We start from the raw sequence: 15,475 nt of genomic DNA on the forward strand, positions 1-15,475 counted from the left end.
TTTCTTATCATTTATATAAATATCGAGTGCTTTAGTTTCTTTTATTACATAATAAAAAAGAATCAATTTATAAGCTTTCTATTATTCATACTTTTACATTGATTATTAATTTATAATACATTCAATGTAACAAGTCAACATGATATGTTACATTCAAATACTTTCAGTAAGGTTGTCCAAAGCTTCCTTAACCACAGAGGAATACACATGAGTATCACTGCTAATTTAATAATCTACAGCCATATCATCGGAAAAAATGACATTTCGCACGCAAAAAACTATTGGCCCATAAATGTGATTATGTTTTTTTATATCATAGTTTAATCCGTAAAAAGCCCAGGAAGACGACTTTTGTAATCAGCGCTAGGAGTTGTAAATTTATATCTTATTTGAAATTTTGAGAGAATGGGCCAAAACCTATATATATATATTCATTAACTTGAATTTTGACATAAATGATGGCAAAATCCCATGATAAACTTGCCATATTTAAAGGTATTTTACATACTCAGTCGAATTATATATAATATATTTTATAAACAAAGGGGGATTTTTCTATGACAATAATGATTTTAATAATTTTGGGGGCCGCTTACGGATATGGTTCATTTAGACTTGTATTAAAAAATTATGTTGATATGACCAACATTAAAGAAATTTCATATTCATTAGCATTCGGATTACTTACTTTTTTTCAACCAATAATTTCCCAAATATTATATTATAATGGAATAGGTATGCTAATGTCAATGCCAATGCTAATTTCAATAACAGTTTCATTAATTTTTCTATATGAAAGTAGCAAAGCTTATAAATCAAAGAAAAACGGTAAACATTTAACTAACGCATTTATGATATCAATTGTTATATTTATTATTTTAAGTATCTTCTTGAATATAATTATATCTTCGATTTTAGGTATAATTATATTAGCGAACTGGCTATTAATAAAGAAATTACCCCATGATATAAAATTTAAATTAAGCATAGTTTTTCTGATTATTGGTATTTTAATGTTGATTAGTGGAATAGTTGGCATAAATACAACCTCACAAAAAGCCTATCAGTTAGGAACTAGTATTGAAGATACAATTACAAACAATGTTAATACATATTTAAAAAATATTAGTGAAGATTTACAAAATGAAAATGAGATGTATTGGTGGCTAGCTTTAATTGGAGGATTTATTGCTTTAGAAGGAATTATTCTTTTCATAGGTTCAGGTAAAAAACAAAAACAAATAAGCAACAATTCAACAGAAAGAAATCGCACTACCAAGAATGAAAATTCGAACATTATAAAAGAAATTTCCAAACCCTTTAAAGATGATTTATTAGTTAATAAATCAAAAGAAACCGATTATGAATTGTCAAAAATTATATTTGAAAAATTAGATAAAGAATATAATTTACTAACTTTAAATATAATAACCCAAGAAAATTTTAATTCAAGAAAATCTAAAATATTAGATACGTTAAAATCAGAAATAATAAAGGAATGTATGCAAGATTTTATTTATACAATTTCACCTTTAGTTGATAAAAACATATTAACAATTACTGAAATCAAAGAAATATCTCAACTAATTGATAAAAAACAATTGCTTAATAAGCTAACTAATGATGAGTTATTTGAAATGTATTTAAATCCAAATTGTAACGATAATGACAATTTAACTCTTATTTCAGCTGAAATTAAAGGAAGAGGTTCTGATATAAATAAATTCAAACTAAGAAAAGAACTTATTGTTCTTAATGATATCGAGTTATTTTATAAATATAAAAACAATGAACTAGAAGTAGCTGCTGATATTTTGTATGAGCGTGGGATAGGTGTCAAAGACGTTATTTACATAAATAGAAAAACTAAAAAAAGTTTTGAAACTATTATAGAACAGTATGTTAATAGCAAAGATGTTTTATTAAAAGAAGCTAGCGATATTGTTTATCTTGGATTGTCTAAAGAGCAGTTATATGAAAAATTTTTATCTAGGCTAAATACGTTAAAAGAAAAGTTATATAAAAAAACTTTATCTATACGATATATGTTAAAAAACAATAAAAAATATATGCGTATTACTGGTATATGTGTTGTGATTATAATATGTTTTTTAAGTTGGCATTTTATTTTTAATCGTGGAATATTACCGGTTTCTAACACACCTAATGTTTCTCCGACAGTAGGAATTACTTTTTCTGATAAAAATTTAGAATTATTAATAAGAAGTTGTATTAATAAACCGACTGGCGATATTTTAAAGAGTGACCTTGATAATATAAGATTTATGGATACTCTCAATTTCAGTGGTAAAATTGCAGATCTTTCAGGAATTGAAAATTTGACTAACTTAACTACGTTAGATTTAAGTAATAATCTAATCACCAATATAGAACCTTTAAAAGGATTGACTAACTTAACTTGTTTGCATTTAAGTAACAATCAAATTAGCAATATTGAATCTTTGAAAGGATTAACTAAATTAGTTGACTTGAAGTTAGATAACAATCCGATTAGCAGCATTGAATCTTTAAATGTATTGACTAACTTAACTAACTAACTTAACTAGTTTGGGTTTAAGTAACAATCAAATTAGTAGCATTGAATCTTTAAGAGGATTAACTAACTTAACTTTTTTGGGTTTTGATAAGAATCAAATTAGCAATATTGAATCTTTAAGAGGATTGACTAAATTAGATTATTTGGATTTGAGTACCAATCAAATCAGCAATATCGAATCTTTAGTAGGATTGACTAACTTAACTTATTTGCATTTAAGTAACAATCAAATTAGCAATATTGAATCTTTGAAAGGATTAACTAACTTGGGTACATTGACTTTAAGCAATAATGAAATCCAAGATTATTCTCCAGTTAGTTCTTACTATGAAAAACTGGCAAGCCCCGATTTTACATTGCCATAAAGAATCCTTCCACATAATAAGATGTTATATTGAACCAAAAGAAGGAACCTTCTGGCTCCATTTGGTTCTTTCTTTTTAGATTTGATTTTCTTTTAGATAATTCTATATAACGGTTCGTTTAAAGTCAATATATTAACGAACTGATTATATGTATATTTGCCACCATATAATACCACTTTGAAGGCTATTAGTTTGCGTTCGTCTGCGGTATACTCCAAGCGAACTCGCTAAAATTATTTATGTATACAAAAATAGCCACTCTAAGCTCTTTCTTAATTTAAATTAAATTTAACACTCTAATTAAAAGTTTTATGATATATTCGACCTCTTCTGAACTCTCTTTAAGTTTAGATATTTCCAATGTACCAAATTTAATTGATATTGAATGTGCAGTTGAATTACCACTATCTCTATAAGAATTAACACGTTTTATAAAAGCCGTATCTAAATTTTTTTCTATATTTTTAAAATCCTCAAGTTTATTTTCAAAATTAGAAACTATTTGCGAAAAAGAATGGCATTTGTGATTATTAACGTCATAATATATTTCAATACTTTGGGCAGTATACTTTTTACGTAGAATATCTATCATTAAATTCTCCATAAACTTACGTAATAAAAATGGAATTACCGAATATATCCCAAAGTTGTATGCTCTGTTTATCTCATCATGTAAATCACGATAAAATCCATCTGGAACATCCACCAAATTAATAAATTTATTAAAGCTAATTTGAATTCCTTCTAATATTGTGCTATTACTATTATCTGAATTCATTAAGCTAATAAAATAAGCATTTTTAGTTGTAAATTCTTCCCCAGCACTTTTTAAAGCATTATTAAGAACGTATCCAACAAATGCTTTAGTTTTTTCTTCACCTACTTTATCAAATATTTTATTAAATGTCTCTAATACACAAGCAGAGTAATCGGGGTCCCTGAATGTTTGGCTCCTTAATAACCGTCCTCGTCGCACATACTCATCAACACCAAACATTTGAGAATGTACTTCCCATTCAGTATCCCAAGAAGCATCTGTTATTAATTTACATGCTATTGCTAAATATTGTTTCATCCTTTATGACCATTCCTTTCGTTTTCCTAAATTCACAAAGATTATGGATATTATAACTTCTAAAATATTCTATTTACACAATTCAACATGCATACATAATTATCCTTTATAATTTGTAGAGAAAATAAAAAAATCCAACCAACTGTTTCGTAATGTAGTAGCCAGTTTATTTCAACTAAGTTATATACCTGTGTTTGTCAATATAAAAGTTTAGCAATTGGTCTCGAAAAGTTGTGCACTTGCCAACACTAATTTTGTTCTTTTACAAAGGCTTTCGCCCAATCTTAATTAAAATTGAAGCCTATATGCACAACTTTTGGAGACCTTTTTCAAAAAAATATCTTTTATAGATTACCTGATTTTAAAATAATCTTACGAACTTGTTCGTAGATATCCTGTTCTTTCTTTTAAGAAGTTGTAGTTATTATTCATTATAAGAATAGCACTAAACCGCTAGCGCGGTGGTAAACCAAAATAAAATCAAATAAAGCTGATAATATAAGTATTTATTTGTTTATTGTATACAACTCCTTTAGATTGGAAAAAATTCAACTTTAAAGGAGTTGTTTTATTTATGACAAAAGAACAAGTTTTAGAAAAGTTAAAGTTTGATGTAGAACTCAGGGGTTTAAGCAAACATACTCAAGATGAGTACTATACCAAATGCAAAATCTTTCAAAACCACTTTGATAAACCCGCAACTGAACTTTATGAAAAAGATATTAGAGAATTTCTTCACTATCTCACAACAGAAAAAAAACTTACCTCTGGAAGTGTTAATTCCTATAATAGTGGACTTCGTTTTTTGTATGGTGTAACCTTGGATACTAATTTAAATTGTAAACAAATACCCCGCCACCGCAGAAATCGTAAGTTCCCAAATATTCTTACTAAAGATGAAATTCAAAGCCTCTTTAATGCCTGTGATAATTTAAGAGATAAATCCATCTTAATGACCCTCTACGGTGCAGGATTAAGACTTAACGAAGTCTCATGTCTAAAAGTTTCAGATATTGATAGTAAAAAAATGCAACTATTTATCCGTAATGGCAAAGGTTCCAAAGATAGATATGCATTACTTTCACAAGACAATCTAGAAATACTCAGAGATTACTGGAAAGAATACCACCCTAAAGAATGGCTTTTTTATAGCAGAAATAATACCGGCACCCATATTAACTCCAGATCAGTACAAAATATGTTTCACAAATACATAAAGAAAGCAAATATTACTAAACCAGTTACTGTACATTGTGTTCGCCATAGCTTTGCTACTCACCTACTTGAATCTGGAACAAGCATATTTCATATTAAACAGCTTCTTGGTCATTCGGATATCAGTTCAACCTGTTTTTATTTACATATGATAAACATTGAATCCTTAAATGTAAAAAGTCCTCTCGACATGTTGAAAAAACCAGCGAAAAAAACGCATAAGAATAATGATTGAAGTTCAAGATATTTTTCAACAATATGGTACAGAATATCGTGAAAAACATAAGCTTATGCTTGCTCAACTAAAAGCTATGTCTGCAATTGAAAAATGTAGGACTTCCCAATTAGGTGGTCATATAGACAAATGTGAAAGTTGTGGCAGTACTAAAATTTCTTACAACTCTTGTCGCAATAGACACTGTCCTAAATGTCAAAATCTTGCTAAAGAACGTTGGGTTGACTCTCAGAAAAGTAATTTACTTAACGTTGGATACTTTCATGTTGTGTTTACCATTCCAGATACCATAAATTTAATAGTATATCAAAATCAAAAGGAGCTACATGCTCTTTTATTTAAAGCTGTCGCTGAAACTCTTACAGAATTAGCATCTGACAAAAAATATCTAGGTGCAACACTGGGATTTACCTCTATTTTACATACGTGGGGACAAAATCTTATGCACCATCCTCATATTCATTGCATTGTACCCGGTGGAGGGTTATCTTCAATAGGAAAATGGGTAAGTAGTAGAAAAAAGTTTTTCATCCCAGTTAAAGTGCTTTCTCGCAAATTCAGAGGCAAATTTCTATATTATCTCAAACAACTATACAATGAAAATAAGCTTAATTTTTATGGTAGTCAGCAATATCTTTACAATGATAATGAATTTGAAAATTTACTTTCCTCTATATATTCAAAAGAGTGGGTTGTTTATTGCAAACCACCTTTTAAAAAAGCTGCATGTGTGGTTGAATATTTAGGTAGATATACTCACAAAGTTGCTATATCTAATAATCGTATCATCAATATTGAAAATGGTAATGTTACATTCAGATGGCGTGATTACAAAGAAAGTAGCAAGTGTAAACTAATGACCATTTCTTCTGATGAGTTTATCCGTAGATTTCTGATTCATATACTACCAAGTGGATTTATGAAAATTAGGCACTATGGTTTGTTAGGAAATCGAAACAAAACTACCAAACTTAAACTTTGCAAATACCTTACTAGTACACCTATTTTACTTAAAGAAAAAATATCAACGCTCCAGTTAATCAAAAATATCACAGGAAGAGATTTATCCAAGTGTCCATACTGTGGTTCAGACAACCTTAGTCGGTGTACATTATTTCCCAGATCTCCTCCTACAACTATACAAACTGCATAATATTAAAAAAATTGCATTATGGGGTAGGGGAAACTATGCCTACATTTCTATATTTAATGATGTTATTATGTGTTTATCACTTTGAACTTAACTATTTGTTCAACTAGCTCGTTAAATTTGGTATGAGGGGATTATTCAATCCCCATAAGTTCTAATTAAAATACCGCGGTTTCGTTCTATTTTAATTATCCAAAGTTAGGCGTACTTCTGTATTTTTTTCACACTCAGACTCTTATCTAGGGTTTGAGCTTTTTTTCGCGCCTAACTTCGTATAATTCGCTAAGAATAATGGGTAGTTAATATGACCCTTCCCCAATAAACTAGACACTCTAAACTCGTATTATCTCTTGTTTTCGTACAATAACTTAATATTTGGTTTTAAGCTACTTTAGCTTTTCGAGTAGCTTTATTATAATAGTCTTCAGGTGTCACATATCCATTTGAGGCATGGATTCGCTGCCGATTATAAAACACTTCAACATATTCAAATACGGCTGCACGGGCTTCTTCACGAGTCCTAAAGTGTGTACCATAGAGCCATTCACATTTTAATTTGCCCCAGAAAGATTCCATTGGTGCATTATCCCAACAGTTACCTTTTCGGGACATACTACATGTAAAACCATACTTTTTAATCAAATTTTGGTAGTCGTAAGAACAGTACTGTGAACCTCTATCCGAGTGTAAAATGACGTTTGAAGGCTTACCAGCACGTAGATATGCCGAATTCAATGCGTCAATAACTAATTCCTTTGTCATTCGTTCACTCATGGACAATCCAACAATTTTTTGTCCACATAAATCCAAGATTCCAGCGATATAAAGCCATCCTTCATCTGTCCACAGGTAGGTGATATCACTTACCATTTTTTCATTAGGTTTGTCCACAGAAAAGTCACGGTTGAGGATATTTTCTGCAACTGGAAGCTTATGGTTAGAATTTGTAGTGGCTATAAATTTCTTTGAAACCTTTGATTTTATGCCATTTTCACTCATGATATGTTCCACTCTTTTATGATTAATAGGACATTTACTTTTGGTGTTTAATATTCGTGTAATTTTTGTTGAACCGTAAACTTTATTGCTCTTTCCATGGATATCACTAATTTCCTTTAATAGAAGATTATTTGCTTTTGATCTCATGCTTTCTGGACGTTTCTCCCATGCATAGTAGCTGCTCCTAGAAACGGATAGGACCATGCATAGCTTCGCTAGATGGTAGTTCATGCGATTAGCCTTGATAAATAGAAATCTCTTTATTTGAGGTTTCTCGCGAAGTAGGCTGCCGCTTTTTTTAATATATCATTCTCCTCTTTGAGGTCCCTATTTTCTTTTTCAAGCTTATGAAATTTTTCATCTTCTGGGCTTAAGTGTCCACTACCTATAAATGGAGCCTTAGGAGATTTTCTATACTTATTTACCCAGCCCTGCATTGTGGTTGGCTTAACCCCTAAATCAGCAGCTACTTTTGACATCGACTCTCCTGTTTTTTCTAATCTCTTTACTGCTTCCATTTTAAATTCAGCACTATAACTTTTATTCATCAAAAATCATCCACCCTTCATTTTTAGTATAGCACGAGTTCCTCGTGTCTAACAAAGGGGGTATGGGTCAATAAATATAAATATTATCTACATATCCAATACGGATAATGTCACAAATACAGAAAAATATGTATTAACTAAACACACATTAAGCTAGTTTTGTTCAATCAGACAAAGTGGAATTTATCTCTTATTATATGAAAGATATAACATATAATCCAAAAATAATTTCATTATTAATTACATGTTATCAAAATTTTCTTGTAATCTTCTACATGTATACACATTATATTTCTCTGTATGCATAAAAGAATTGATCTTATAAAATTCCTCATATGTTTCATAAGAATCTATATATTGAAATAATGAAAAAAACTTAACTATATTATCAAAATAAATACCAGTATAAGATGACCAATATCTATCACCATATAACGCAAAATATTTTTCAATTAATTTATATAATTCAAACTGAGATTGATTAATTTCAAACCATTTCTGACTCAACAAGTTTTTTCTTTCAAAGTCTTCAGTTCTTATGCTATCTGTAGTCGCAATACCTATTTCCTTTGTATCAGCTTGAATAGCGTATGATATTCTTCCAATAAAGTTGCTTAATATATCAGAAATACGCACTCCAATCTTCCGCTTAGAATCTACTTCCTCTAATTTCCCATATGAGTAGTTTAAACCATATTGATAAACATGCGATTCTTTATCCATATATAAATAACAGTCAGAGTGCTCTATATTTATTTCTTTTAAATACTTATTAAATCCCTCATACACTAAAGTATAATCCCATGAGTATTTTAACTTTGTATCAAATCGAACTGGTAAATTATCTAATATATATAATAACTCCTTTAAAGTTCCTGTTTCATGCTTTTTTCTTGGAATATCTCTGGTTTTATCTATTACACTACTTAATAAATCCTTTATTTTATCAATCAAATCTTTTTCATACACTATATTCTCTTTAAAAAATTCAAGCATAACTGGAATACATCTATAATTATATAAAAACTTAATTAGTGAGTAATAAAACGCTTCAGTTTTTATAAAAGGCACATTAATTCCTTTAAATGATTGCTCAATTAGAATCTCAGTTTTACTAATCATTGTTATATGATAGTATGTTTTATTATCATATAACGTTTTAAAAAATTTTGAATAAAAAAACATCGCTTCTTCATTAAATGTTTTTAAACCATATGTAAAATTTCTTTTTTTAAAGCTTGTTCCTTTCACTTCCTGTTCATTATTGTATTCTCTTTTTTTCTTAAATTCATTCTCTATTATTCTATAATCCTCTAACAGGCAACTAATTTGATTTCTTGCTCCACCAATATAAACAGAAATATAAGTATCATTCTCGTTTTCTCCATAAATATTAACCGACTTATTCTTTTCAGTAATTTTACGTGTATGAAAAGATTCATCCCAATAAAATATGTATATCATAAAATCATCTCCTCAAGCTTCAACTCAAAATACAATCTTTAACTAAATAGCATCTATTTTAAAGAATAAATTACATAATTGTTTATATTTTTATTATATTTAGTAATTTTTTCTTTAGTTAAACAGCATTTTCATTTCAATAATATCATGATAGTCTAACCTACTTATTATTAACCCAATGGGTATATGGATAATAGGAAGTTGATAAACGGGTTAATATCTTGGATTGTTCAGTATAGATAGTACCATCAATTGTAAAATCATTTGCATTTTTTTACTTTATGTTAGTGTACAATATAATCGGAATACTATACCAAAAACCATGTCATTTATGATACGGTTCTCTGTATCAAATATTATGGTGTATTTATATTTATGTATATTATTTTTAGACTTTTTAACATACTTTTTATTCAATGCTAATAGATTTGGATATAAAATCCTCCAACAATGCAATAAATTCATTAATATGATTGTCATAAAAATACTTATTCCTATACAACTTACAATAATTTAATTCTTGGCCTATGCTAAAATGATCTGATAATTCGATATATTCCAATTCACTTGACCCATCTTTTTCATAATTTTTTCTCATATTATCTAATTTATTTATTATAAAATCTGTATTGTTACCATTTGATTTAATATAATCAATCCATTTATCAATTTTGATTTTATTTTTATATGCGTACGTTAAAACTTCCTTAATATCCATATACTTATTATAAACTTTATCCCCAAAAAGGATTTTAACTTCACTATCATCTAGTTCACTATAGGAATAGTTTAACAATTTAGCTATTACTGATAATCGCTTTTCATATAACCCTATCCCATTACTCATAGAAACTTGTTTATGTGCTGCATTTGCAGAACGATAATTATAAATACAAATAATTATAGTGGTCAAAACATAAATGGCTGTAATCATCACCATAATTGCACCATTATAATCCTGAACCAATTGAAACAATGATATAAGTTTCATGTTTACTTAGCCTCCTTCATAATTCTTTCAAAATGGTATAAATAAAAACAATAGCATAATGACTTTACTCTACTCCGTTCACTTGTCACTTCATTGAGATTTACTATAAAAATTTTATTCATAAATAGTTATTAATAAACAATTTGACCACAATAATCACATACATTTATTGTATACACCAAAAGTAACTTAATATTAAACCTATCTTGTTTTTTTAACTAGGTAAGTTATACATTTAAAAATTAAAGCAAGTTCTTCAGTCTAGTGATGCCAGATTAAAAATGAAGAGTATGAGCAAGTTTGCTGTAAGAAAATCCATCCAGGAGGATAGACTTAACATTTAAAATATATATGATCACTACTCCAAATATGTAAAGGTTGGTTTTGATGGATGCAAACCTCTCAGACTACTATATAAAAATCTCCATTACTTATGATAAGACTCAGCATGCCTCATTCTAAATTGATTAATTATTACTTACTATAAGTAACCCAATTAGCTTCCCATTATTAGCCTAATGGGTAGTTACCTGAATCAAATTTGAATATTCTAATTTGTAATTGTTATCTATTTAAAATTTTACAAAACAAATACACCTGAACAAAACTACCGTACTTTGAAAAATAAATTTTAAAGCTTTTTTATTTTTCGGCATTAAAATTACTAGATTATGATAAGATATTTTTTTAAAATTCACTTTTTCAAAACTTTATTTGAATTCATTTTTAAATAGCTAAAATCAAGATTTTGAACATATTCATTAACCAATTCTATTTTTTTACAATTCTTTATTTATACAATTTTCATATGAAGTCTTTATATAGTTTATAGTTTGCTCAATCGTTTTTATACTCCAGCGAGCAAATGTATCATTTAGGAGTTTTAAAGGCCATGAATTTGAAATTTCACGTAACACTACTTCCGAGCTTAAGTTTTTTAGTATTCCACTATTATTTTGCGGTGGAATTATTTTAATATATTCAACAGACTTAAAATGAACTAATTCATTCCTTATAGAAATGAGTTTGAACAAATCATTGTATAACGTTCCAATTTTAGGTGACCAATTACCATTGCAGAAAATATCTGCAATGACATTTATTTTATCAGTAAACCTTTCATTCCTTTGATATGCACAATGATCTTTTATCAATTCTTCAGGTATTTTTTCTCTAACAAACTTTGGTAATTCAGTTACTGGAATTGTTGTCAAAAAATAAATCAATTGGTTTAGAAATGCTTCTAGAGCAGAAACACTTAACATTAATGTTGATAAAGCAACACTTGTTTCTTTCATTAAATCATCAATAGGGCTATTTGCAATAAGTGATTTTGCTGACAATAGGTGAATACTAGCCATATCAGGCAGTTCATATACCTCTTCATATGCACCATTTTGAATAATTTCATACCAAGATAATCTAATTTCACCTTTGTTTAATTTTCTTAGTATTAAATTTAATCTACTTTTCTCATCTGTTAATGTTTTTTTAGATGTATCGTCAATTGCTTTGGCATAAGGGATAATGTTTTGTAGTCCTAATATCTTTTCTATTGATTCATATTCATAATCTGCTTCACCACAGCATTTTTCAAAAGTTTTTCCACTACCACATACACAATCTGATTTTGGACCAAATGATTTGCCATCTATATGTAATTTTTTAGAAATATCATTGATATTATTCATTTTACTTGCAATAAAAATAGCTACTGCTGAATTATCAGTTTTCTCAGAAATATGCATAGCGAATTTTAACACTTCTCTTGCTTTAGACATTTGCAAAGTCTTAACATAAATATCACTCAAATTTAGCAATGTTGATATTTCTTCTCTTGATGAGCCATATTTTCTTGTTAATTGTAAATCTCTCTTTGTATATGCTATGGCCTGCTTATAATTTCCTACTTTTAAGAAGTACAAACCTAATGAAGAAAAATTATTGGCAACACCAACCCAATATCCACATTTTATTTTTTGGTCTATTATTTCTTCCATTTGTACTAAACCTTGTTTTTGAATAGTTTCCGATTTATTTTTTAATAATATTGAAGCTTTATTAGATTTAGCGCCTAAATAATGATCTATATGATCATACTTACCCAATTCATAGTTTTCTATTAATTCATCATAAGTTTCAAGAATTTCACTATAATCCATGGCAACTCCAGTTTCTTCAGTATAATACATTAATATGCCCATTACTATTTTTGAATTTTCTAACAATATACCACTTTTTAAATTTGCACTAGATTTATCAGACCATTTAAGTAAATGAGTCATATTTTTAACCAATGTTACTGTTTCTAATGCTTCTCCCATATTCCCTAAATTTAATAAAACTTTTGCCTTAAGTGTTAATATAAATATTTCACCTTCATTACTCATTTTATTGAAATCAATTGAGTTATTTATAATATCCAAAGCTTTTTGATCTTGACCTACTAATATATAAAGTTGAGATATGTTATAATAAATCTCTTGTAATTTGGAATCACATAGATTAATTTTACTAATTAATTCCTCAATTAAATTGATACGTTGTTCTAATTCTCCGCGCTCCATATCTGAATTTCTAAGTGTTTCAATAATTAATTGGAGCAATTCGCTCTCCGATGAACTTTTTTTAAAACAGCAATTTTTATATTTTTTGCCACTCCCACATGTACATAACTTATTAGCCTGAGAATATTTTCCCATATGTTTCCCCCTATTGTTAAAATAAATAATACATTGATTGATTTAAAAGCAATATACTAACTAAAACTTTATACATTACGTTTATTATTTGATTTTCAAACTACACATTATAGACATAACCTTTCCAATTCATCTGATTTCTTTAGTAATTTTTACAGTTGATTATGACGAACTTTAAGAAAGAGACGACATAACTGAATCTAAAATTATGTTACCTCAATTCTACAAATTGGAATTTACAAATTGAAATCTTCAAAATCAATAAAATATGATTTATAAACGTCTCAACCGTTCTTCTAAATCTATATTAATTTTTTTCAGCATTTCGATAATTTCATCTTTATTTAATAACCATTTTATCTCATTTGCTTTCATACTTGTGATTAGTGGTTTTATAGTTTCCTTTGAAATTATATCATCGAAGAAAAACATTTCGAGTTTTTCTTTTTTACTCCAATCAACCACCTTCAAATCATCATTATCGAAATAGTTGCCATATTTCCCATTTGAAAAACAATTGTAAAGTGTTGGTGGCATTTGGTCATAATCATCGTACCGCTTATTATTTATACCCTGAACTGGCCATCTCATTACATTTGCTCTTGTTTCAGCCAATTTTGCAAAATAGTACATTTCTTCTACCACTTTCTCATTTCTAGGCAAATATATATCAATGTTACATTTGATTTTTTTCAAAAATCTATGTGGATCAGGGCCATATTTATCTTTCTTATAGAACTTTTCATCTGGATTCAAACAATCTAATACAAATTTCAGCGGTGTCCAAACAGAAAAAATGGTATCTGCACATAAATCTCCATTTAAATAAAGACAATCTAAATCATTTTCTGTTCTTGGCTCTTTTAGGCACATCCAATAGTTCAAAAAATTAATTATGTGATTATCTGTATAATTATCACCTAAATAACTCTGCATCTTGTTATCAACCATATAAACAACATCCTTTCTTGTATTTTACCATTCTGCATCTCGGTAAAAAATCTTATTTTGTCGTCAGCCTTACAAATTACTATTTGTCTGCATATTATATAAATAATTTTTACTTCGTCTTTTTTTACAAGTTTGACATAACTCTTTAACTTAGAAATGTCTTCAGATATCCTTGATATACCCCCCACCTATCAAGTCTTTCACATCTTTTGGACTTCCCATTATAACCATAATCTACAGTACCTAACTTCCATTAGCTATACAGTACAACCCACTTCATGGTTTAACATATATTTTATCTTATTTCGGCATAAAACTATTTTTTTCCTGCAATATTTGTAAAAATAGGTAAAAAAGAATAAAACTCTGAAATTATCCCAGAGCTTCATTAAATATTTTTAACTTTATAAATACTTCTTCACTACAGTTCTTACAAACTAGTACTCCACTTCTAATCTTTGTTACTACAAACTATTTAACAATCAAATGCAGACCTCATGTTATATTTAGTCTGCATTTAATCATTAGATTCTAAAGTTTATAATTCTATTTCGTTAAGTGCATCTCTTAGTTTTTTAATTCTTCTTCTGTTAGATTTACTCCCTACCCATCTTTTCATGTTCATTTTACAGGTAGAGCCTCGCTTCGCTCGGGTGAAAAATGGACAGGTTTCTCACCTCAGCTTGCTACAGTTATGATCGTATTCTAAAAATTTATAGTTTCAAACAAGTGAAACGTAGAGGTCAGAAACTCGTCCATTTTTCACGGCAAGTGGACAGGCCTATCAGCCACTTCGTCCCTCAGTAGCTGGGCTCGTTCACTTGCCACCATCCTACAAGTTTTAAAAAAAGTAGCTAGTCTTCGTAGTTTCCTTTTGGGTCATAATGCTTATGTTATTATATTAGATATACTTTATGAAATTTTATTATAATAATTATTTTAGTTTAAATATATTGTTGTTACTAATAGTATAGAGAATTGGGAAGTACAAGTTCTGGGCACGTATACCGTCACCAAAAAAAGAACAAGCTTCAGCATAAGAATCTCTAAATTTTCCATTGTTTTCGTCCCTCAAACCCTGGGAAACTAAGAGATTCTAATGCCAAAGCCGGTCCTTTTTTTGGTACCCGACGGCGTGCATCTATTCTAGTTAAATTTAAATTATCTATAATATAATTATTCTATTTTAATAATCAAAAAAATTCTAGTCTACGCAGCCCTTT

Annotated in this window: 10 protein-coding genes; 4 read left to right on the plus strand and 6 right to left on the minus strand. The window is 28.6% G+C overall.

Annotated elements, in window-relative coordinates; translation table 11 throughout:
• Positions 1-557: 557 nt before the first annotated feature.
• Positions 558-2,558 (plus strand): leucine-rich repeat domain-containing protein, encoded by a 2,001-nt coding sequence (locus G9F72_RS18175; RefSeq protein WP_164956032.1) that lies wholly within the window; start codon positions 558-560, stop codon positions 2,556-2,558.
• A 10-nt stretch (positions 2,559-2,568) separates the two neighbouring features.
• Positions 2,569-2,922, plus strand: coding sequence for a leucine-rich repeat domain-containing protein (locus G9F72_RS18180; RefSeq protein ID WP_224676160.1), 354 nt, complete (start codon positions 2,569-2,571; stop codon positions 2,920-2,922).
• 277 nt (positions 2,923-3,199) lie between these two features.
• Here the strand turns inward: G9F72_RS18180 and G9F72_RS18185 are convergent, their stop codons facing one another.
• Positions 3,200-3,997 (minus strand): hypothetical protein, encoded by a 798-nt coding sequence (locus tag G9F72_RS18185; RefSeq protein ID WP_164956034.1) that lies wholly within the window; start codon positions 3,995-3,997, stop codon positions 3,200-3,202.
• 574 nt (positions 3,998-4,571) lie between these two features.
• On the opposite strand from G9F72_RS18185, the gene G9F72_RS18190 reads away from it, so the two are divergent.
• Both G9F72_RS18190 and G9F72_RS18195 read left to right on the plus strand, forming a co-directional pair.
• Complete coding sequence (locus tag G9F72_RS18190; protein ID WP_164960228.1) at positions 4,572-5,447, plus strand: tyrosine-type recombinase/integrase; 876 nt, start codon at positions 4,572-4,574, stop codon at positions 5,445-5,447.
• A complete protein-coding gene (locus tag G9F72_RS18195) occupies positions 5,440-6,600 on the plus strand; it encodes an IS91 family transposase (RefSeq protein WP_224676161.1) in 1,161 nt (386 codons plus the stop codon). The genes G9F72_RS18190 and G9F72_RS18195 overlap by 8 nt, the downstream gene beginning before the upstream one ends.
• 378 nt (positions 6,601-6,978) lie before the next feature.
• Here G9F72_RS18195 and G9F72_RS18200 read toward each other — a convergent pair.
• The 5 genes from G9F72_RS18200 to G9F72_RS18220 form a co-directional block, all read right to left on the minus strand.
• A protein-coding gene (locus G9F72_RS18200; RefSeq protein ID WP_224676264.1) for an IS3 family transposase occupies positions 6,979-8,144 on the minus strand; the annotation gives its coding sequence in 2 pieces (ribosomal slippage) (positions 6,979-7,886 and positions 7,886-8,144; 1,167 coding nt in all).
• 240 nt (positions 8,145-8,384) lie between these two features.
• Complete coding sequence (locus G9F72_RS18205) at positions 8,385-9,608, minus strand: hypothetical protein (RefSeq protein ID WP_164959912.1); 1,224 nt, start codon at positions 9,606-9,608, stop codon at positions 8,385-8,387.
• 409 nt (positions 9,609-10,017) lie between these two features.
• Complete coding sequence (locus tag G9F72_RS18210) at positions 10,018-10,599, minus strand: hypothetical protein (RefSeq protein WP_164959911.1); 582 nt, start codon at positions 10,597-10,599, stop codon at positions 10,018-10,020.
• A 779-nt stretch (positions 10,600-11,378) separates the two neighbouring features.
• On the minus strand, positions 11,379-13,301 hold the full coding sequence (locus G9F72_RS18215) for an SEC-C metal-binding domain-containing protein (protein ID WP_164959910.1): 1,923 nt from the start codon (positions 13,299-13,301) through the stop codon (positions 11,379-11,381).
• Positions 13,302-13,574: 273 nt separating this feature from the next.
• A complete protein-coding gene (locus G9F72_RS18220; protein WP_164959909.1) occupies positions 13,575-14,252 on the minus strand; it encodes a hypothetical protein in 678 nt (225 codons plus the stop codon).
• Positions 14,253-15,475: the final 1,223 nt, after the last annotated feature.

Source organism: Clostridium estertheticum (assembly GCF_011065935.2).
Taxonomy (GTDB): Bacteria; Bacillota; Clostridia; order Clostridiales; family Clostridiaceae; genus Clostridium_AD; species Clostridium_AD estertheticum_A.

Excerpts from the sequence above, each read along its gene's own strand:
- G9F72_RS18175 (WP_164956032.1), top strand. The coding sequence starts at position 558 with ATGACAATAATGATTTTAATAATTTTGGGGGCCGCTTACGGATATGGT.
- G9F72_RS18185 (WP_164956034.1), bottom strand. The coding sequence starts at position 3,997 with ATGAAACAATATTTAGCAATAGCATGTAAATTAATAACAGATGCTTCT.
- G9F72_RS18190 (WP_164960228.1), top strand. The coding sequence starts at position 4,572 with ATGACAAAAGAACAAGTTTTAGAAAAGTTAAAGTTTGATGTAGAACTC.
- G9F72_RS18195 (WP_224676161.1), top strand. The coding sequence starts at position 5,440 with ATGATTGAAGTTCAAGATATTTTTCAACAATATGGTACAGAATATCGT.
- G9F72_RS18205 (WP_164959912.1), bottom strand. The coding sequence starts at position 9,608 with ATGATATACATATTTTATTGGGATGAATCTTTTCATACACGTAAAATT.
- G9F72_RS18210 (WP_164959911.1), bottom strand. The coding sequence starts at position 10,599 with ATGAAACTTATATCATTGTTTCAATTGGTTCAGGATTATAATGGTGCA.
- G9F72_RS18215 (WP_164959910.1), bottom strand. The coding sequence starts at position 13,301 with ATGGGAAAATATTCTCAGGCTAATAAGTTATGTACATGTGGGAGTGGC.
- G9F72_RS18220 (WP_164959909.1), bottom strand. The coding sequence starts at position 14,252 with ATGGTTGATAACAAGATGCAGAGTTATTTAGGTGATAATTATACAGAT.